At 41.0% G+C, this 21647-nt stretch carries 19 protein-coding genes and 1 riboswitch; of the genes, 8 read left to right on the forward strand and 11 right to left on the reverse strand.

Annotated elements, in window-relative coordinates; genetic code table 11:
* The first annotated feature begins 45 nt into the window (after positions 1-45).
* Complete coding sequence (locus ACSR9O_RS18000; RefSeq protein WP_101224831.1) at positions 46-543, forward strand: VanZ family protein; 498 nt, start codon at positions 46-48, stop codon at positions 541-543.
* A 175-nt stretch (positions 544-718) separates the two neighbouring features.
* On the opposite strand, the gene modA is transcribed toward ACSR9O_RS18000, so the two are convergent.
* From modA to bioB, 5 genes are all read right to left on the reverse strand, one after another.
* Positions 719-1519, reverse strand: coding sequence for a molybdate ABC transporter substrate-binding protein (modA, locus tag ACSR9O_RS18005; RefSeq protein WP_230177810.1), 801 nt, complete (start codon positions 1517-1519; stop codon positions 719-721).
* Between the two features lie 95 nt (positions 1520-1614).
* On the reverse strand, positions 1615-2784 hold the full coding sequence (locus ACSR9O_RS18010; RefSeq protein ID WP_402944310.1) for an MGDG synthase family glycosyltransferase: 1170 nt from the start codon (positions 2782-2784) through the stop codon (positions 1615-1617).
* Between the two features lie 102 nt (positions 2785-2886).
* Positions 2887-3486: a DedA family protein gene (locus ACSR9O_RS18015; RefSeq protein WP_101224834.1), complete on the reverse strand. Its 600-nt coding sequence runs from the start codon at positions 3484-3486 to the stop codon at positions 2887-2889.
* 17 nt (positions 3487-3503) lie between these two features.
* Positions 3504-4133 (reverse strand): polysaccharide deacetylase family protein, encoded by a 630-nt coding sequence (locus ACSR9O_RS18020; protein ID WP_491724863.1) that lies wholly within the window; start codon positions 4131-4133, stop codon positions 3504-3506.
* 659 nt (positions 4134-4792) lie between these two features.
* Complete coding sequence (gene bioB / locus ACSR9O_RS18025) at positions 4793-5776, reverse strand: biotin synthase BioB (protein ID WP_101225033.1); 984 nt, start codon at positions 5774-5776, stop codon at positions 4793-4795.
* A gap of 500 nt (positions 5777-6276) precedes the next feature.
* On the opposite strand from bioB, the gene ACSR9O_RS18030 reads away from it, so the two are divergent.
* The 4 genes from ACSR9O_RS18030 to ACSR9O_RS18045 all read left to right on the forward strand — a co-directional run bounded on the left by ACSR9O_RS18030 (position 6277) and on the right by ACSR9O_RS18045 (position 9522).
* Complete coding sequence (locus ACSR9O_RS18030) at positions 6277-6861, forward strand: biotin transporter BioY (protein WP_101224837.1); 585 nt, start codon at positions 6277-6279, stop codon at positions 6859-6861.
* Positions 6840-7547, forward strand: coding sequence for a dethiobiotin synthase (gene bioD, locus ACSR9O_RS18035; RefSeq protein ID WP_491724864.1), 708 nt, complete (start codon positions 6840-6842; stop codon positions 7545-7547). Before ACSR9O_RS18030 ends, bioD begins: the two co-directional genes overlap by 22 nt.
* A complete protein-coding gene (gene bioA, locus ACSR9O_RS18040; protein ID WP_230177812.1) occupies positions 7544-8926 on the forward strand; it encodes an adenosylmethionine--8-amino-7-oxononanoate transaminase in 1383 nt (460 codons plus the stop codon). The genes bioD and bioA overlap by 4 nt, the downstream gene beginning before the upstream one ends.
* 383 nt (positions 8927-9309) lie before the next feature.
* On the forward strand, positions 9310-9522 hold the full coding sequence (locus tag ACSR9O_RS18045) for a hypothetical protein (RefSeq protein ID WP_101224840.1): 213 nt from the start codon (positions 9310-9312) through the stop codon (positions 9520-9522).
* An 87-nt stretch (positions 9523-9609) separates the two neighbouring features.
* On the opposite strand, the gene ACSR9O_RS18050 is transcribed toward ACSR9O_RS18045, so the two are convergent.
* On the reverse strand, positions 9610-10959 hold the full coding sequence (locus ACSR9O_RS18050) for an FAD-binding oxidoreductase (RefSeq protein ID WP_491724865.1): 1350 nt from the start codon (positions 10957-10959) through the stop codon (positions 9610-9612).
* A 298-nt stretch (positions 10960-11257) separates the two neighbouring features.
* Positions 11258-12646: an amino acid permease gene (locus ACSR9O_RS18055; protein ID WP_101224842.1), complete on the reverse strand. Its 1389-nt coding sequence runs from the start codon at positions 12644-12646 to the stop codon at positions 11258-11260.
* A gap of 502 nt (positions 12647-13148) precedes the next feature.
* Positions 13149-13227, forward strand: a riboswitch (glycine riboswitch).
* A gap of 206 nt (positions 13228-13433) precedes the next feature.
* Between ACSR9O_RS18055 and ACSR9O_RS18060 the strand changes: the two genes are divergently transcribed.
* From ACSR9O_RS18060 to ACSR9O_RS18070, 3 genes are all read left to right on the forward strand, one after another.
* Positions 13434-14777, forward strand: coding sequence for an amino acid permease (locus ACSR9O_RS18060; RefSeq protein ID WP_230177817.1), 1344 nt, complete (start codon positions 13434-13436; stop codon positions 14775-14777).
* A 271-nt stretch (positions 14778-15048) separates the two neighbouring features.
* On the forward strand, positions 15049-15249 hold the full coding sequence (locus ACSR9O_RS18065) for a DUF3311 domain-containing protein (RefSeq protein WP_048685209.1): 201 nt from the start codon (positions 15049-15051) through the stop codon (positions 15247-15249).
* The gene (locus tag ACSR9O_RS18070) at positions 15246-16724 is read left to right on the forward strand and encodes a sodium:solute symporter family protein (protein ID WP_101224844.1); all 1479 of its coding nucleotides are present in this window, start codon (positions 15246-15248) and stop codon (positions 16722-16724) included. Before ACSR9O_RS18065 ends, ACSR9O_RS18070 begins: the two co-directional genes overlap by 4 nt.
* A gap of 138 nt (positions 16725-16862) precedes the next feature.
* On the opposite strand, the gene ACSR9O_RS18075 is transcribed toward ACSR9O_RS18070, so the two are convergent.
* From ACSR9O_RS18075 to ACSR9O_RS18090, 4 genes are all read right to left on the reverse strand, one after another.
* Positions 16863-17069: a hypothetical protein gene (locus tag ACSR9O_RS18075; protein ID WP_057278651.1), complete on the reverse strand. Its 207-nt coding sequence runs from the start codon at positions 17067-17069 to the stop codon at positions 16863-16865.
* Between the two features lie 278 nt (positions 17070-17347).
* Complete coding sequence (gene argH / locus ACSR9O_RS18080) at positions 17348-18832, reverse strand: argininosuccinate lyase (protein WP_491724866.1); 1485 nt, start codon at positions 18830-18832, stop codon at positions 17348-17350.
* A 15-nt stretch (positions 18833-18847) separates the two neighbouring features.
* Entirely contained in the window at positions 18848-20536 is a 1689-nt protein-coding gene (locus ACSR9O_RS18085; protein WP_491724867.1) for an ABC transporter permease, read from the reverse strand.
* A complete protein-coding gene (locus tag ACSR9O_RS18090; RefSeq protein ID WP_491724868.1) occupies positions 20533-21645 on the reverse strand; it encodes an ABC transporter ATP-binding protein in 1113 nt (370 codons plus the stop codon). The genes ACSR9O_RS18085 and ACSR9O_RS18090 overlap by 4 nt, the downstream gene beginning before the upstream one ends.
* Between the last annotated feature and the right edge of the window lie 2 nt (positions 21646-21647).

A 21647-nucleotide genomic window follows, 5' to 3' on the forward strand; every position in this document is an offset into this window, starting at 1 on the left:
TGATAAAATGATAAATATTTCCTACTTTAATATTGGAGTTGTATCATGAAAATTTTTGTGAAAATTGTATTATCGTTATTTATGGTTCTTTATCTATTAATCCTTACAAAGCTCATTTTATTTAAAACCCTCTCGATAACCGAAATGAATGGTCATATTATTTTTACCTTCAATGGCCGATATTGGGGGTCCCATAACTTCATCCCTTTTAAAACCATTTTCCATTACCTGTTCTTAGCGGATGTAAATACATCCATCCGGATTGAGAACATAGCGGGGAATATCATCGGTTTTGTACCATTTGGCTTGATGCTTCCATTAATATCAAAAAGATTTTCCCAACTCAGATCGATCTTGATTGCAACATTCTGTTTTAGCTTCACCTATGAGGTTCTTCAGCTTTTATTTGAATTAGGAAGTTTTGATACCGATGATATGATCCTGAATACTCTTGGCGGGACTATAGGATACCTGCCGATTAAGCTGTTTTACACAGTTTTCAAAAAGAATGGAACCATTCACAGTCAGGCCCAAGGACAGTAATTTGCTGTCCTTCTTTTGTCACAAGTTACTTTCACGCCGCAGCCGAATTATTGACGTGTAGGTTGAAATTTCATGTCCTTATTCTTACGTTTAAAGCGAGACAAGGTTTCAATATAAAGGAAAATTTACCTAATATTACTGTAGATGCATAAAAAAAAGACCACCAGATTGGTGGTTATTTCAAATTTTTAAATCCGTATTTTTCAAAGATTTTCATGGAGTCTTCCGTTTGGAGATAATCATAGAATAGCTTGGCTTCCTTATCATGATCCAAGTCATTGATCATTCCGACGGGATATATGATCGGGTCGTGTAAATCTGCCTGGGCTGCTGCAATGATTTCAATTTTCGATGAGTTGAGCGCATCCGTTTTATAGACGAGGCCTGCGTCCACGTTTCCCGTTTCCACATATGTAAGCACTTGCCGGACATCCTTTGCATATACCAATCGATCTTCAACCTCTTTAAAGAGGTTCATGTTTTCCAAAGTTTGTTTCGCATATTGCCCTGCCGGTACAGACTCTGGAGTGCCAATCGAAATTTTTTCTGCCTTTGTAAGGTCTTCCAGCGATCCGATTTCCTTTTTGGAATCCTTTGGCACCACCAGCACCAGATCATTGCCGACTAAATCGATTCCGTTTTTCTCTTCAATAAGATCTTCCGCTACTAATTTATCAAATTTATCTTCTGCAGCTGAGAAAAACAGGTCAACAGGCGCGCCTTGGGATATCTGCTGCTGAAGAGCTCCAGAGGCTCCAAAGTTATAATGAACTTCTACATTTGCATTCTCTTTTTCAAAAGACATCTTTATATCATTTAAGGCATCTTGCAAACTTACAGCCGCGGAAACCGTCAATTCCACTTTACCTCCGGCTTGCGCCTTCATTTCCGTTTTTTCCGCTTGATCATTTGAACAACCTGCGATCGCTGCCGCAAGCAGCATAATCGAAAAAATCATAAGGTATGTTTTTTTCAAAGTCACTCTTCTTCCGACCTTTCATTTTAGGTTGGCTGCTAATTCAGCAGCCTTCCGTATTCATTCTTTCATTTAGATTCCGAACACCATGCATCTCAGCTATAAAGAAGTTTGGGCTGTCGGGCTAGATAGGAAGGTGTACCATTTTGATTAAGACTAAGGATCAATTTCATGACCTCCACTATTCCCTCAGGTTTCTCCAACTCTATTTCCTTATGATAAGCTTCTATGGATGTGTTCCACTTTTTCATTTTTTTCTGATCCTTCAATATACCCAGCAATTGTTTTTCAAAAGGCTTTTTCTGATTAAGTTTAAATACAAGTCCTTGTTGTTTTAAATATTGCAGATTAATTTCCTCCTGCCCGGGAAGCCTCGAATGAACAAAAATGGGAAGCCTTTTTCGCAATGCTTCGCTAATCGTGACACCGCCCGGTTTCGTAACGATTGCGTCAACTTCTTCATAAAGCTTATTCATTTCAGACCTTGATGAGATATAAGGCAATGGTTTGATATGTGGTAAATTCCATGTTTCGATTTCTTCATAAAGCTTGCTGTTATTTCCGCAAAGGACTAAATAATCAAAGTCGGTTGAATTCTTTAACTCATCACCTAAGTTCAAAATCCCTCCAAGACCGCTATTTCCTCCGGATATCAAAATTTTTGGCCGTGCTGTGTTTCTTTGGACACGGGCATTTTTAGTGATTTCCTCGTGCACGGGAATTCCAGTGACCATCATCGTTTGTTTTGGTATTTGACGCTTACTCATCAGCTTTTCTTTTACTTCTTGACTAGGAAGAAAATGGGCATCTATCCCTTCGCTTCCCCACACATTATTAATAAAGTAGTCCGTGTACACATTTATAACCGGTGTGCTGCACTTCCCTTTCATCTTTAGCTGACTTAAAAGATAGGAAGGAAAACCGTGTGTACACACAATTAAATCAGGCTTTTCTTCTGCTATCAATTGTTCCAATTTATTCATGAATAGTTGCTGATACCACTTAAATATCCGTTCCTTTGGCGTGTGCACATAAAACAGATTCTTATAGGCAAGATTATAGGTTTCCGGCGCATAACGGATCCATGTAAGATAACTATTTACAATGATTTTTTCTAGAGAGGTATTGGTATAGCTGATTAGATCGATTTTCTTATAAGTAATCCCATTTGAATGCTTTTTTAACATATCCATTAATGCCTCTGCAACTTGATGATGTCCCGACTGCATTCGAAAGAGAGGTAAAAACAAAATTTTCTTCTTCATATATGTGTCATCTCCTAAGAAATCATTCTGAAAATACAAAATATATAGTTCATGATATCTTCTTCTTATAATAAATTTCCAATTTTATAATAAGGAGCCGACTCAACCTTTGGACATTTGTTTTCTCTTTTTAATGTATTTGATAGAAACATAAAGTGCAAAAATAACTAAAAATACAAGCCCTAAATATGGAACATATTTAGGATTAACATTAAAAGCATCCCCGATATAATAACCGGCCACTATAAAAGGGACGGTCCATAGAATAGTGCCAAATAGGGAAAATAGGAAGTATTTCCGAAAAGGTATAGAAGAGATTCCTGCGAAATATGGACTAATTTGTCTTATTCCCGGAATATAAAATCCAAAGACTAAGGTTTTTTGTGCATTATCCGTATAGTTTTTCTTTGCTTTCTCCCAGCGTTCAGTCGTAATCCCAATGAATCTTCCAAATTTATTTATAAATGGATACCCCACATATTTTCCGCATGCATAAGCTGCAAGCATTCCGATAAAGGCGCCGAGAATTGCACACAGCATTGCCAAACCCAGTGAGAGCTTACCTTGTGCTACCAACACCCCAATCAGAAATAGAAGTGATTCTTCAGGAGCAGGCACTCCCACAATGCCGAAGAATAAAAAAAGAAAAATGATCAGGTATCCATATGAATCAATAAAATGTAAAAGCGTATCTATATTCATAATACCCCCAGAATTATTTATAAGTCTTTTAAAGTAATAAAGTAAATTCCTTTTTCCTTACTCTCCTGTAGGTAAATTTTTAACATTTCAATCATATAGCCTGGTGCTTCTTTATCCGCTCCCAATGTTTCACCACAGTCATGAAGCAACAGGATGGAACCTTCTGTCGAAGTGCTTCGCAGTTGATCAAGCAAAGTATTTCTGCAATTTTCGACTTTCCAATCCCCGAAGATGCCGGACCACATCACCACTCTATATTTCTTACTGAAAAGTGGTGTGAACATATTAAAATGGCCCCATGGCGGTCTATAAAAAACAACCTTTTCATTCGTAACTTCATTTATCGCCTTTTCAGTCATTTCCAACTGTTTCCGTAAATGGATTGGTGATAGCACCCAGCTTGAAACATGATGATAATGGTGGATCCCTATAGTATGTCCCTCTTCATGCATTCTTTTAATAATCTCAGGATTTCTTTTCACCTTACTGCCAACAACAAAAAATGTGGCCTTTATCTTATACTCTTTTAAAAGATCAAGTAATTTTATTGTATATTCTGGGTTTGGGCCATCATCGAAAGTTAGCGCAATCCCATTATTCAAATTGATTTTTTTTGTTATTCCCAGACTGCATACACGAATAAGCACCGTTGGGATAATAGTATAAAATATTAATAGCAATAATAAAATAATAAAACTAATCAGCCATATATGCATCACACAAAACTATCCTCTCATTATTTATATTACCAATAGTGATTCTTTCCCTATATCATATTCATTTACCACAATGCAGCAAATTTTATTGTATTCAGGTAATTCATTAAAAAAACCTCTTCTTACAATTTAGCATTTTTTTTTCATTATTTTCACTTATCAATCATTTTTTTATTTTTGTAAAATTTTACTGACCACTAGCCTGCTTACTGCAAAGTAATAAAACACCTATAAAGAAATTAGAATTAGAGCAGTTTGCCTGCATTTTTTTCATTTAAAAACGTTCCAATTGTTATCATCCGGAGCATTTTTTGCCGTTCACGATTTTTTCATCCATCAACGCTCTTTTTGCGGCCGTCCACGCACCTTATTCGACCGTTCTCGGATTTATTCGACCTTCCTAACTCTTTATTCGACCGTTCTCGAATTTATTCGACCCTCCTAACTCTTTATTCGACCGTTCTCGAATTTATTCGACCCTCCATGCACTTTTTCCGACCCTAATTGGGTCTTCCTTTTGCCGACAAACTGAAAAAAACACCCTAAGGGTGTTTTTTTAAATCCATATTGTTTTCCAATAATCCTCTTTATCAAAGAGCACATTCTTCAATTTCAAATCCCAGGTCTTCGATGATTCCCCAATCTGCTGTGGGTTCTTGACCAGCTGTCGTTAAATAATCGCCGACGAAGATGGAATTGGCTGCATAAAGTGCCATGGGCTGCATGGAACGGAGATTGACCTCACGACCGCCGGCCAGACGGATTTCTTTACTCGGATTAACGAATCTCATCATCGAAATCAATTTCAGGCATTTAGTAGGGGTCAACTCGGAAGTTCCCTCAAGCGGCGTTCCGTCAATTGCATTGAGAAAATTACAAGGAATGGAATCTGCATCAAGGCTGCGTAGGGATAGTGCGATTTCCACCGCTTCCGACTCAGATTCCCCCATACCGAAAATGGCACCAGAACATGGGGACATTCCGGCTTCTTTTACAGCTTCGACTGTATCTACCCGGTCTTCATATGTATGTGTCGATGTAATTTTACTGTAGTTTTCCTGTGATGTATTCAAATTGTGGTTGTAGCGATGAACGCCTGCTTCCGCAAGTTTGCCAGCATGTTCCTCATTCAGGAAACCTAAACAACAGCAGATTTTAAGATCCGTCGTTTCGCGGATTTCTTTTACTGCTTCAATGACATGATCGATTTCCCTGTTGGTCGGACGACGGCCAGACGCAACGATGCAGTAAGTACCCGCTTTGCGACGAATTGATTCTTGCGCTCCCTCGACAATCTTTTCTTTCGTCAACCAAGCATATTTATCGATTGGGGCTTCCGATACGATCGACTGCGAGCAGTAGCCGCAATCTTCGGGACATAATCCTGATTTCGTATTGATGATCATATTCAATTTAACTTTTTTCCCATAATGATGCTTGCGTATGAGGTAGGCCGCATTCAAAATTTCCAAAACCTCTTCGTCTGGGGCTTGTACGATGGATAATGCCTCTTCCTCCGTCACTTTATATCCTTTGATAACGTTCTCCGCTAACATCTTCCAGTCCCTTAACATTGTTTCCAAACCTATCCCTCTTTTCTTTATTGTGTGCCGAATCGCTGGTTTATGGATTCCTTGACTATGCAATTCCTAGAAAAGGAGCATAACTCGGTCTGGTAAATAAAGACCAACTGCCTGCAATATCTACCTGATGCTCCAACCGCGAATGCCTCCATCTCCAATCCACTTTCCCTTCAAACCAAGTGGTCGCATGTGCACCATCCAACCACAATGGGCAGCACTTAACATTTAGCAGTATCAATACTGCCTGGCGATTTAGGTAAATTTGTTAACTTTAAATATTTTAAGTTAACATATCGATAGAATAATAACATACTAACAAAATATTATTCAATGGTCTTTTTTCAATATTTTCCTAGTATCTCCTTTAAATCCCGATAAAGATGGCTATTTATATGTTAACTAAATAATAAATTAGTTGACATATAAAATAGAAATCAGGCAAACTAATAGTGGGCATTTTGCCAGCACTTTCAAAAAAGGAGGTTAAAAACTTGAAAGCAAGGACGATTTCCTATGTGGCCCTTTTTACCGCGTTAACTGCCATTGGCGCCTTTATTAAGATACCTATACCTTACATACCATTCACACTGCAAATTCTGGCAGTCTATTTGGCAGGCGCATTATTGGGGCCCCGGCTTGGAATGCTCAGTCAGTTATGCTACGTCTTGATCGGACTTATCGGAGTGCCCGTGTTTGCTGAAGGCGGGGGATTCGGCTATATTTTCAAACCTACATTCGGCTATTTGCTCGGATATATACTGGGAGCCTATGTAAATGGATGGCTGATCAACCGGTTTTCCCTCTCCACGATTCGTTCCATATTCTTTGCTAATGCCGCCTCTTTGCTGACAGTTTACCTTTTTGGCTGCATTTGGCTGTATGGTGCAATGAAGTGGATTGTTGAAACGCCGCTTACCATCAACCAGACGATTCTTTACGGCTTCTTGTTACCTGTACCCGGTGATCTTATGCTATGCATTCTATGTGCTGTCATCATTCAACAAGTACGTCCGCGCATTGCAAGATATATAAACGTAAAGGAGCTGAATCATCCATGGGCCAAGCCTACTTTATAACCGGAACTGGCACGGATATTGGAAAGACCATCGTCACGAGTGCACTCTATCTGTCTCTTCAAACATTGGGAAAAAGCGTCACGATATTCAAGCCATTCCAAACGGGAATCAATGAAGAAAATCATACATACCCGGATATATCTTGGTTTGAGCAGGAACTCGGTGTAAAGGATTCAGGGTTTTACACACTGAAACCGGAAACCTCCCCACATTTGGCGATTAAATTAACCGGTAGTCTTATCGATGAGAAGAAAGTCGTGGAAAGGGTTCACGAACTTGAGGAAATGTATGACATCGTATTAGTAGAGGGCGCTGGCGGATTGGCTGTGCCGCTTATTGAACGAACGGAAGGTTTCTATATGACGGCGGATTTCATAAAGGATTGCGGCATGCCTGTCCTCTTCGTATCCACAAGCGGTTTAGGGGCGATTCATGATGTCGTGACCACCCATTCTTATGCCCAAGTCCATGATATAAACGTGAAAACCATTTTGTATAATCATTTCCGGCCGGAAGATCGGATTCATAAAGACAATATCGAAACCATTGAAAAGCTGACTGGGCTGAATGGCCTCGCCTGCATCCCAACACTGGCCGATGTTAGAAAAGACTTGAGAATCTGTATCCTTGATTTACTTAGTGATCAAGATTATACCCACCAACTGAAAGAGGTGTTCAAAGCATGAACAGTCAGGATTTAGAACAATGGGATAAGGAATATGTATGGCATCCGTTCACACAAATGAAAACGTATCGGGAAAGCAAACCGCTGATCATCGAGCGCGGCGAAGGCAGCTACCTGATTGATGTGGATGGCAAACGCTACCTCGACGGCTATGCTTCATTATGGGTGAACGTGCACGGGCATAACGAGCCGGAATTAAACGGCGCCCTAATTGAACAAGTGAATAAAGTCGCGCACTCCACGCTGCTGGGATCTGCGAATGTACCATCGATTCTACTGGCAAAAAAACTGGCCGAGATCACTCCTGGTTCTTTATCGAAAGTCTTCTACTCTGACACGGGATCTGCCGCTGTTGAAATCGCCCTTAAAGTCGCATATCAATATTGGCAAAATATCGATCCCGTCAAGCATCAGAATAAAAACAAATTCGTCTCACTTGACGAAGCATACCATGGCGATACTGTCGGAGCTGTGAGTGTGGGCGGAATGGATTTATACCATAGAATCTTTAAGCCCCTCTTATTTCAACGGATTTCCGCCCCTTCACCATATGCCTATCACATGACTGAGTATGGAGATCAAGAAGCCGTGAAAAACCATTGTTTGAAGGAACTGGAGCAGTTACTGGAGAAACAATCAGAGGAAATTGCAGGATTGATCATCGAGCCGCTTGTGCAGGGAGCAGCAGGCATCATAACCCATCCCCAAGGCTTTTTGAAAGAGGTCGAACAATTATGCAAAAAGTACAATATCCTCTTAATTTGTGACGAGGTGGCCGTAGGATTCGGTCGCACCGGTACAATGTTTGCCTGCGAACAGGAGGATGTCGTCCCTGATATCATGTGTATGGGTAAAGGGATCACTGGGGGATATATGCCACTCGCAGCAACCATCATGACCGAGCAGATCTTTCATTCCTTTTTGGGGGAAAGAGAAGAACATAAAACCTTCTATCACGGCCACACCTATACAGGAAATCAGCTAGCCTGTGCACTGGCCCTGAAGAATATCGAGCTAATGGAAAGCCGTAATCTCATTAAAGACATCCAGAAAAAATCTAAATATCTATCACAAAGACTGCAAACGCTATACGAACTCCCGATAGTCGGCGATATCCGCCAGCGCGGCTTCATGATTGGAGTGGAAATCGTTAAAGACCGCCAAACAAAAGAAACGTTCACCCTCCAAGAGAATGTCGTTTCCGGAATCATCCATACAGCACGGGAAAATGGCCTGATCATTCGGGAACTTGGTCCAGTCATCACGATGATGCCGATCCTTTCCATGTCAGAAAAGGAACTCGATTTCATGGTCCAAACCGTCTACCGTGCCATTAAGGAAGTCTCCATTCATAAAGGATTGATTCCAGCAGCTAACTGATACACAAAGAACCGGAAGAGCAGAGCTCATCCGGTTCCTTCTATACTTTGTAGGGACTTCGTGAAGAAAGATCAAAGATATTACATTGTATTCAAGGAACGTAATACTATTTATGCAGATGAAAATTTAAGGATTCTAAGTAAATACCCCTAATGATTCCATTCTCTTTCTGCCCGTTTTTAAATCTTAAAGATGTACCTTTTACACGAATTTGGATTGTCCATAAATTTGGCATCGTTTATTTAAATGGCTTTTTTGCTTGTTTCAAAATTTCCCCAAGCTACCCATCCTGTCTGCGTCATATATTTTTTCTCCTTATAAAAAAGAAAAGAAAGGTCATCCTAATGGAGTAATTCCAATAATGACATAAGGAGAGAAGCTACATGCCTCAACAACAAATTGATATCAATCAATTAAACCAAGCAAAAGCAAACGTTACCCTAACACAAACCTTACTTTCACAAGCAATTGAAAAATCTTCCTCTGATCCAACTTTGGCACAAGAAGCCATTAAACAAGCAGCTCAAGAAATCGCACAAGCCCAGTCTTCCGTAAATCAGGTTTACAGTGCAGTTCAAGCTCAGCAAGCAGAATGATTTTGGGAAGATGAAAATAAAAGAGGCCTATCCCAATTGAGGAATAGGCCTTTTAATAACGAATGTTTTTGGTTCATCCAAGCTTTTTCAGACCCACTTCTTAAAAGGCGGTATACTTTGAGGGAATTTAAACGTATTGTATGGATCATATCTCGTTTTAACTTCCCGAAGCCGCTTGAAATTTTCTCCATAGTACGCAGTTGGCCAATCTTCGATGAGGATATCCGGCCAATTCACGTAGTCACCTGTAGTATATGGTGACAATGCGCATTTAAGTTCTTTGATCCACTGGATGTTTTGCCGCTCTTCTTCTGGATTCGTCCATGTAGCCAGATACTCCTGGGCGATGATGGCATCCCGATAATAAAAAGCCGTTTCATTTGGGGACACACGGCCAACTGCCCCTCCTAGGGATTGGTGCCAAATGGCTGCATTTTCATTTGGCGCGTTTTCCAGAAAATGCTTCATCGTCAAGATTGCTTGCAGTTGAAAATGTTTTTCAATGAAGGACCCCGACCGCTTGCGATGGGCCGGTCGATTTCCACTTGGATCATTAAAGAATTGCACAGCATCAATATACGGGACTTCCTTTATCATGATATTTGTTGGAAAACCCGCTCTAGTCAAAGGCTTTAGAAGCTGCTGCAACCTATATGATGGCCCAACAAATTCACCTTGAGCGATAATTTGGTTTACTTCCTTTGACTTGAACTCGATTTCTGAAGTTAAACACTCTTCAACTTGAGGGGCCCAATCCTGCCAGGCTTCAAACACTGCTTCAAAATCTTCCCATCCCCATGTGACGGAGAAAATCGATACCCTTGATACGGGGTGTACCCGAAAGGTAAGAGAAGTGACTATACCAAAGTTTCCCCCTCCTCCCCCGCAGCATGCCCAAAATAAATCACTATTAATTTTCCTATTTGCTTTAATAAGTTTGGCGCCCCTCTTTCCGCACGCCCTTACCATTTCTATTTCAAGCAAATTGTCACAAGTAAGTCCAAAGCGTCTCGATAACATGCCTATTCCACCGCCGAGCGTAAGGCCTACAAGACCAACACCGCTTTCGGTCCCAGCCGGAATCGTCGTGCCATACTTCCATAGCGTATTATATACTTGACCTAAATCAGCTCCGGCTTCGATTTTTGCAATCATTTTTTCACGGTTGACCTTGATATTGTACATTTCACTTATATCAATGATTAGACCGCCATTCACTAATGAAAAATTTTCATAACTATGCCTGCCGCTCCTAACCCGGAAAGGTGTATGATTTTCCCGGGCCCACTTCAATGAATTCAATACATCATTGGAATTCTGGCAAAACACAATGACCTTTGGAAATTTAGAAAAACTTAAGTTATTATTTATCCTGGCCTGCTCATACTCAGCATCATTAGGTGTAACGACCCGCCCGGTAAGCTTTGTTCTTTCCAAAATATAACCCCTTCCTCGGGTAAAGATGATGTTACATCCTATGAAAAAGTCTGTCAGGAAGACACATTTCATAAGCGTCCCACTGCTGTCATCCCTTGTTACGGGGACTAATTAGCTTTACTCGTGAGTTTCGCTGATTTACTCTTGAATTCCGCTGTTTTACTCGAGTTTCTCAGCTTCACTCGTGAGTTTCGCCATTTTACTCGTGAATTCCACCACTTCACTCCTGAATTCCAACAATCACCAAAGACAAAAAAGCCCTTCTCGAATTAAGAGAAGGGCTTTCCGATAGAGTTTCTTATCCCGAAATTTCATCATCGGATTTAACATCCAATGGTGTTCGTTTATCCATTTTCAGCATGTAATAACTTGCTACGACCAAGGCTAGGAAAACGATCCCGACAACCAAGGAAATCCGGGTACTAGGATTGATCCACATACCGACCAGCACCATCAGTAAGAAGGCAATTGTCGCATAGTTACTGTAAGGGGCCAACGGCATCTTGAACGGATGTTTCTCCATTTCAGCGGCATTTACCTTTCTGAATTTAAGCTCACTGATAAGTAAGACAAACCATGGAATCATCCCGGGTAATACACTCGCACTGTACACATAAAGGAATAATTGCGGCGGTGCAAGGTAATTCAGGATAACCCCGATGCCCAATCCTAATAGTACAGCGATCGTGCAGTATGCCGGCACTCCATTTTTAGATACTTTAGCAAAGACTTTTGGAGCTTGGCCATTCAATGCAAGTGTGTACAGCATACGCCCTGCACTGAATATCCCACTGTTGCATCCAGACATTGCCGCTGTGATTACGACAAAATTGATGATTCCTGCTGCTGCTGTGATACCTATTTTAGCAAAGGTTGAAACGAATGGGCTTCCTAAGTCATCCAGTTGATCCCAAGGGAAGACTGTCACGATGACAAATATGGCACCAATATAGAAAATTAATATACGCCATATGATTGACTGGATAGCTTTTGTTACGGTCTTCCTTGGATCTTTCGCTTCTCCGGCTGTGATGCCGATAAGCTCAACGCCTTGATAGGATGCCACGACAAGGGAAAGCGCAAAGAAGAATCCTGTCCAGCCTCCCGTAAAGAAGCCGCCATTTTCCCATAGATTCGATAATCCAATCGCATCCCCGCCATTCCCTATTCCAAAGAAGATAAGGCCTAGGCCGGCAACGATCATCAATATGATCGTTATGATTTTTATAAGCGCAAACCAGAATTCAAATTCCCCGAAGGATTTAACTGAAATGAGGTTGGCCGCCCCCAAGATGATCATGGCGACCACACCTGGTATCCAAGCCGGTAAATCCGGGAACCAATATTGCATGTACAACCCAACCGCGATGATTTCGGACATTCCGACGATTACCCATTGAAACCAATTGCTCCAAGCAGTCATATAACCTGCCAAAGGATGTATATAGCTGCTCGCAAAGGTTGCAAAAGAACCTGTAGTCGGTTCTAAATAGAGCATCTCACCCATGGAACGCATGATGAAAAATATAAAAATACCTGCGATGGCATAAGCAAGCATTACAGAGGGCCCGGTCCATTTGATCGTGCTCGCCGATCCCATGAATAACCCGACACCGATGGTTCCGCCCAAAGCTATCATTTGAATGTGACGTGCTTCCAGCCCTCTCTTTAATTCCTTGTTCGACATGTTTAACTCCCCCAGATGCAATATCGGTAATGCTTTTCCATCCTTAACACGAACGACTCTCTATTAATTATTGCGGTTAGAAATGCTTTATCGAAAAAAATATCAATAACACTTCAATTATGTTTTCTTATCTTATAATAGTAAATATTCTGTAAAAATACAATTGTATTTTTGAAATAAACAGTTACCAAATATATCTTGGCAATTCCCCTTATCTAAAAATATCATTTCAAAAAAATGATGTTCAATATTTCATAATAATGATCATCCAAAAAACAAATTTTTCAAGTACCTTAATAAAAATTAAGACCACTATAAAACTACAGCTATTGCCGTTTTCACTTCAAAAAAAACTTGTTGACCTTCCGAAAAATAGATGATAGAATTCCAATATTATTTTATAAGCATAATGAATGATTCAGCAGTGGTAGATTATCACTGACAACATTTATTCACAACCGCATACAAGCAAGCGATGAATGCTATGGATGACACTATAGCAGGAGCAGCTTCTGGAGAGACTGTACAAGGTGCAGCGCCGAAGGATTCACAATCTCAGGCAAAAGGACAGAAGAGTAACGAATGATAAAATTGTTATTCTGAACCCTTTAAGAGATTGGTATTATCCAATCTCTTTTTTTATTGTCCATTTTGTGGTTGGACTAAAAACAACAGCTTTAAAACCAATGGGAAAGGCAAGCTGGACGAAAAAATCAGTCCCTCTCTCCAAGACCATTCAGGTAAATTCATTCACTACCAAGACTATAAAAAGACGGGGGCGTAAGAATTGGCAAAACAAGAATTAAAAAGAGATTTAAAAAATAGACATGTACAACTGATCGCAATAGGAGGAACCATTGGCACCGGATTATTTTTAGGTTCCGGAAAAGCCATACAATTAGCAGGACCTTCCATTTTATTTTCCTATCTGATAATAGGGATTGCCTTGTTTTTTGTGATGAGGGCACTAGGGGAATTGCTCTTATCCAATGCAGGGTATACATCATTCACTGAATTTGCAACCGAATATGTCGGTCCATGGGCCGGCTTCGTGACAGGGTGGACATATTGGTTCTGTTGGATCATGACCGCAATGGCCGATATCATAGCTGTCGGCGTCTATATGCAATATTGGTTCGATATCCCTCAATGGATTCCGGCTCTAATATGCCTAGTCATTCTGTTAGGATTGAACCTTTTGACCGTTAAGTTATTTGGTGAATTGGAATTCTGGTTTGCCATCATTAAAGTAATCACGATCATCGCCTTGATCGTCGTGGGGATCATCCTTTTGATCATCGGCTTCAATACCAATAGCGGAACGGTTTCCCTAACGAACCTATGGAATCATGGGGGCATGTTCCCTAATGGCATTTCTGGATTCCTATTATCTTTACAGCTGGTCGTCTTCTCATTTGTCGGTGTCGAATTGGTCGGGGTTTCCGCAGCAGAAACGGCAAACCCGAGAAAGAACATTCCATCTGCCATCAATAAAATCCCTGTCCGGATTTTACTTTTCTATGTTGGTGCACTATTCGTCATTCTCTGCGTCAACCCATGGACACAACTGGATGCCACGAGCAGCCCATTTGTAGAGGTCTTTGCGTTAATCGGCATTCCTGTCGCTGCAGGGATCATCAACTTCGTCGTTTTGACATCCGCTGCTTCTGCATGCAACAGCGGTTTATTTTCAACGAGCCGAATACTTTATACGTTAAGCAGGAATGGCGAAGCACCTGCTAAACTGGAAAAATTAAATAAACAGGCTGTTCCGAGCAATGCCTTATTAACATCCACAATCGTTGTATCAATAGGGGCATTATTAAGCAAACTGATACCTGAACAGGCATTTACCGTCGTGACGACCATCAGTGCCATCTGTTTCATATGGGTATGGAGCATTATCTTGATTTCCCATATCAAATATTCGAAAACAAGGCCTGACCTAAGAGCGAAATCGACTTTCAAGGCTCCTTTTACACCCTTTGTCAATTACGCCATATTAGGATTATTCCTGTTCATCCTTATTGTTATGCTATTCGCTGAAGCTACACGACTATCACTGCTCTTGACCCCAATCTGGTTCATACTTTTGGTAATACTATATAATTCTCGGAAAAAATATAGCTAAAGGAAATAAAGCCTTGAACTCACTATGAATTCAAGGCTTTATCTGTTTTATGAACATATCATTGTTCGGCTGTCTGCGCACAGTTGCTCAAATATATCAGGCAACTGCATTAAATTTTATATCAAAATAGTGTAAGCTAATATATATTATCGGACCTTTTCCGTCATGAATGAATTTTTCATCCCGGTTTGGTTCACCCATCCATCAGTGGCATTGAAGAATAAACCCCATTGGTGGGCGTTTCACTTTATTAAAACGGAGGGGTTTGTTTATGAAGATTATATATATTCTTACTCTAGTTCCTTTTATAGGCATACTAGGATTTCTGCCTTTTGTTAATAAAATAGAACCATATGTATTAGGGATGCCTTTCAATATGTTCTGGATGGCTATGTGGGTGGTCCTTACCTCTGCCATACTGGGCATCATGTATAAGCTGGATCCCAGGAATCGGGAAGGTGACCAGGAATGAATATTGCTCTCTTAATCATTTTAGCATTTTTACTTCTATCGATATTTTTAGGCATACGCTCTTCAAAAGGAAAAGATATGGACTTGGAGCAATGGACGGTTGGCGGACGCGGTTTTGGTGCGATATTCGTCTTTCTGCTGATGGCCGGGGAAATCTATACGACCTTCTCCTTCCTTGGCGGCAGCGGCTGGGCTTATGGCAAGGGCGCACCCGCACTATATGTTCTAATTTACATTACTTTGTCTTACGTATTATCCTATTGGCTCCTACCGGAAATATGGAGATATGCCAAGGAAAATAAACTGATGTCTCAATCCGATTTCTTTGTAAGCAAATATAAGAGTCCCGGTTTAGGAATTTTGGCTGCGCTTGTCGGTGTGGTGTCGATGATTCCAGTGATCGTAGTGCAGCTGAAAGGATTGGGGATCATTGTCTCAGAAGCATCTTATGGTGCCATCTCTATGTCTGAGGCAGTTTGGATGGGGGCGATCAGCCTTACCATTTATGTGATGATCTCAGGTATACACGGTTCAGTTTGGACAGCGGTCATTAAAGATATCATGATGGTCGCCATAATAGGATTTTTGGGGATTTATCTGCCGATTCATTACTTTGGCGGATTTCAGCCGATGTTTGAAGCGATTGATGCGGCCAAGCCTGGTTTTCTTAAGTTCCCAGATCAGGGACTTAGCGTATCATGGTTCATCTCCACGGTAATATTGCTCGTATTCGGTTTCTATATGTGGCCACAAGTTTTCAGCGCTGTTTATTCAGCACGCAGCGGCAAGGTATTTCGAAAAAATGCAATCATCAGCCCTTTATATACACTCATGCTGTTATTCGTCTTTTTCGTTGGGTTTACAGCAATATTGAAAGTGCCCGGACTCGTTGGGGCAGATGCAGACCTGTCATTGCTGCGCCTTTCGATCGAGACCTTTGATCCATGGTTTATAGGCATAATCGGCGGAGCTGGATTATTGACTGCATTGGTGCCGGGATCCATGCTTTTGATGAGCGTCGCTACACTGCTCGCGAAAAACGTCTATAAGGAATTTGCACCTGCAGTATCCGATCGCCATGTTGTACGATTGGCAAAGTTCCTTGTTCCAGTCATCGCCCTTATAGCCGTCTACTTCACCTTAAACGGCGGCGAAACGATGTCAGCATTAATTCTTATGGGATACAGTCTAATCACACAGCTTTTCCCGTCCCTGCTCTTTAGTCTGAAAAGGAATAATCCGATCAATAAATTTGGCGCAATCTCCGGCATCATTTCAGGATTGGCCATCGTAATTTGCATTACACTCAGCCATTCGACAATAGGGACCTTGTTTCCATCCTTGCCGCAAGCAGCGAAAGATTTGAATGTGGGAATCATTGCATTGGCAGTCAATTTCATTGTGATGATCGCAGTAAGTCTGGCTTTCAGAAAGCAAGCGATTCAGTTGGAACCTAAATCCGTTAACGAAATATGAAGCAACTTTGAAACCGGTTATTTTGGATAAATAAACATCGGAAGGCTCAGTCAAAAGACTGAGCCTTCCTTATTATCGGCATCCAAGCATATTGTCCTTTTTCTCAATATTGTTTATAGGAAACCTCATTTTAGACTATTAATCTTTTCTGTTTATAAACAAATCCCCTATTTTAACTAATAAATACAACGAAAAAATAATCATCAAGGTTCTGGATACTACCAGACCATCAATAGCTAAATCATATCCACCTCTTAATAAAACTTCCGGATTCAAACAAAAAGTAATCGATATTACGAAAGCTATTAAAATCAGGATAACACCGAACTGAGATCTATTTGACATTAACATTCCGCCTTATATTATATATTTTCCAAATAATAGCATTGTTTTTAGGAATAATCTACATTCATTGTCACTAGGGATATCTCAGTTGCAATAAAAATCCAAAATAAATAGCCACCCTGATAAAGAATGACTATATATCATAAAATATGAAGCTTTCTCAGTAAAATGCATCGTATTGCTTCCGAGCCAACAAAAAATACTCTCTTCAGAAGGTTCATGCTTTTACTCGTGAGTTTCATGCGCGTCAAGACTCATTTCCCTTTAACAACATACCTTTAGTAATCCACTAAAGCCTTCCTGCCATCATTCAATGCTTTGACCATTTCCTTATATTCCTGCAAATCTTGTTCCAGTTTTTGTTTTCTATTTACAATCATTCTCGTAACCTCTTTTGGGGAGGGCCCGCCTTGAATGCTTCTGATTTCCACAAAATATTCGGGAGAGATTATTTTTTTCCATTCATCTTCTGCTATGTTCACTGAAATGAATTCATTGATGATCTTGTTGATTTCTTTTGTGTCCCAATCATATAGCTCTTTCCCTTCACTAATTGACCGTTTTGCAATATGACTGGCTATGGAGTGGGCTTTTCTAAAGGATATGTCGTAATCTCTTGATAGGGTATCCGCTAATTCAGTAACCGTTATACTGGATTTCGCGGCCATTTTCTTTGTGTGTTCTTCATTTACTTTCAAGGTTGACATGACGGCATACATTAGTTTCATGACACGTCCTGCATTCGAAAAAGCCCGATATAAATGCGGCTGTAAATCATCTTCCGTATCGACGATATCACCAAATGGTGTATTGTGGATCATATTCATTGCAGCAAGTGCATCACCATACGCACTGCTTGCAATCGAACGGGAATGTTCAATGGAGACTGGATTTCTTTTTTGCGGCATGATGCTGCTCACTTGAACATAAGGGTCCGCCACATGAAAGGTTCCAAACTCCCTTGTCACATGCTGCAGGAAGTCTTGAATCCATCTTCCTGTATTGACCATGCACGTCATGATGGCAGTTGCGGTTTCCAATAAATAATCCGCCCCGCCAATCGAGTCATAGGAATTCTCAATCACCGAATCAAATCCAAGCAGTTCAGCCGTACGGTTCCGGCTGATCGGAAAACCGGTGGTCGTTAACGCGGCCGCGCCCAAAGGGGATTGGTTAACCGTTTCATAGGCTGCCCATAACCGGCCAATATCCCTTTGAAGCACATCATATATTGCCAAAAAGTAATGTCCTATCGTAGTCGGCTGAGCCGGTTGGGTATGCGTGTAACCAGTTATATAGGTTTCTGTATGTTTTTCAGCCTGCACCAAGAATGCTTCACTCAATTGGTTTGCATTGCCGATCAATTGGAGTAGATGACCTCTTAAAACAAGCCGGTACATGGCGACTCCCATATCATTACGACTGCGGCCGATATGAACCTTCCCTGCAAGTTCATGACCGATTTCCTCACCGATCTTTGCCTCCATCATGAAAAATAAGTCTTCGAACTGGGGCTGATAGGTCAACTGCGCTAGATCAGTTTGAGCCACTTTCCGAATCCCATCAAGCATGGTCTTCGCCTCTTCTTCTTTAATGATCTTTTGTTCCGAAAGCATGATGACATGTGCCCGATGAATATCGAACATTGCATGAAATAAGTAATCTCTTTGATCATTAAAAACAGGCATCAGAAGCTCTCTAGCATATGTTTTTCCGGGAAAGGCACTACCTTCATTTTTGATAAATTCTTCAAGCCTGCTCATCTTTTAACCTCCGATTTATAAAGCTCTTTCCGCTTTGATTCCAAAAAACTTGTTCGAAATAAAGAGAACGATTACAATCAGCGTGATTTGAATCATCCCATAGGCAGCTGCCTGCCCCATATTGAACATCCGAAGCTGATTCATGATTTCAATGGATATGGGCCTGTTAGAAATTGTGTACAACAGGACCGACGTCGGGAATTCCCCCACAGATTCGATAAATGCCAATAATGTCCCTGATAAAACACCAGGCATAATAATCGGAAATATGACTTTTCTGAAGGTATAAAACCACTTTGCCCCCAAGTTTCTGGCTGCTTCTTCAATCGAGTCATCCAGCTGCTCCAGAACGGCGTTAGTCGAACGGACAACGAGCGGAATATGCCTGATGAAATATGCAAGCGGCAAAATCCAAAATGTTCCTACCAAAATTTGACCAAAGGAAAAAACGCTAGGTTCATTGAATGCGAATATCAAGTTCATCCCTATGACCGTTGCAGGCAACGCCCAAGGAATCATGACTAGAATATCGACAAAGCTTTTCCCGACGAATTTCCGTTTGACAAGTACATAGGACGCTATGACCCCAAACACCAGATTTGCCAACGTAGCAATAACCGCCATCAGTAAACTATTTCGTAACGGTTTGAAGATATTAGGGTCTTCAAACAAAAGCCGGTAATTTTCCATATTAAATACTGTTGGATATGTTTGAAATGTCCAGGTTCCATCCGGCACAAGTGAAAGCAATAGAATCGTAAAGTGCGGTAATAGCAGAATAATTACGCCGATGATACCCGTTAAGACCATCACCCATTTCATAAGCGGGTTTCTCACTTCACTCCTGTGTGCGCCAATTCCTTTCGAAGCCATGCGATAATCCTTCCTATTTTGATACCAACGCATGAATAATAGAAATGAAATCGAAACGATGGATAGAATGACGGATTGAGTAGCGGCAATTTCCATATCACCATTAATTTTTGAAAAATAAATTTGCAGGCTCAACACCCTATATCCGCCAGCTAATAAAAACGGGGCACTGAAAGAAGCCATCGATATCATGAAAACAAGTAGAGAAGCGGCTACGATGGCAGGTGTCAATAATGGAAATGTCACCTTCCAAAAAACCTTGATTTTATTTGCCCCTAAGTTATAAGCCGCTTCTTCAAGGGAAGGATCTATTTTGTTGATTGCAGCGGATACGGTCATATAAAAATAAACATACATCGTATAGGCATGCACGATAAGGATTCCCGATACCCCGCCAATCTTGAATGGAACCTTCTCGAGACCAAACAGGTCCTTGATGGCATTTGGAATCAATCCCGATTCTCCATATAAAAACATAAAGGCCATGACCCCTACCAATGATGGAAGGACAATCGGCAAAATCGCTGCTGATGAAAAGAAGCTTCTGCAGGGAAAATCGTAACGGTTAAAAATGAATGCGAGCGGAATGCCAATCAAGGCACTGACCAATACACTCAATAAGGATATATAAACAGAATTCCATAGAGCCTCTAAGTTCGTTTTCGATTCCTGTACGAAGAAGTCCTGATAATTTCCAAGGGATATCGTTCCGTCTTTTTGCAGACTTTCTATAAAGGTCCTCAACGATGGGTAGAGTACATAAGCTACTAGCACCAATAAAACTGGTATAAGGAGCCAAACCGTCAATCTCGTATCACGATTTTTAATCATGGAGCATCACCACTTATGATGGGAATAAGACGCAGCTGTTTTTCAGGAAGCTGGACATACACTTCCTTTCCTTGATAAAAGTATCCAAAATCATAAGTGTTAAATACGTCGGCCCTTAGTAACACGTCTTGAACATCCACCATGACATTCACAACAGATCCAAAGAATTGGACGGAATTTATTTTACCTTTAAAGATATTCTTTCCTTCCTCGATTACATCCAGAATTCTGATTGCTTCAGGACGTATCGAAACAGCAAGGTCAACATCACTCTGTATGATTGAAATTCCGTCCCTAGCTTGATTTTCCACCTTCAATTTAATCGGTTTTTCACTATTCTTAAGGGTAACCTCTATATTATCTTGTTGAACTTTTTCAACTTGAACGGGCAATAGATTAATCTCGCCTATAAAACTCGCCACAAAATCATTGGCCGGCCGATTATAAATTTCTGCCGGCGTCCCGACCTGGTGACATACACCATAATTGAACACAGCGATCCGATCACTCATGGATAAAGCCTCAGCCTGATCATGTGTGACATATATGGTGGTAATCTTATAGTCACGCTGCAGCCTTAAGATTTCCACTCTCATTTCATCACGAAGCTTGGCATCCAGATTACTTAATGGTTCATCCAGCAGTAATATCTCCGGTTCAATGACCAGTGCTCTCGCAAGGGCCACCCGCTGCTGCTGCCCTCCGCTTAACTGGCTCACTTGACGATTCGAGTAGCTCTCCAGCCTTACCTTTTGGAGGGCATCCAGCACTCTCCTCTTTAAGTCAACAGAAGAAACCTTTCTCACACGCAAGCCAAACGCTACATTTTCAAAAACAGTCATGTGGGGAAAGAGGGCATAGTTTTGAAAAACCATGCCTGTATTTCTTTTCTCCGGAGGTACACGCGTCATATCTTTGTCGCCAAATCGGACGACACCTTTTGTTGGATAATAAAAACCGGCAATCATCCGAAGCGTTGTCGTTTTACCGCAGCCGCTTGGACCAAGAAAGGTAAAAAACTCACCTTCTTTGATGTCCAGATTTAAATGGTCAACAGCTATCGTTTTCCCGAAGGCTTTTTGGACATTCTCTATTTTTATTGACGCCATCC

Source organism: Peribacillus sp. B65, from assembly GCF_058513295.1.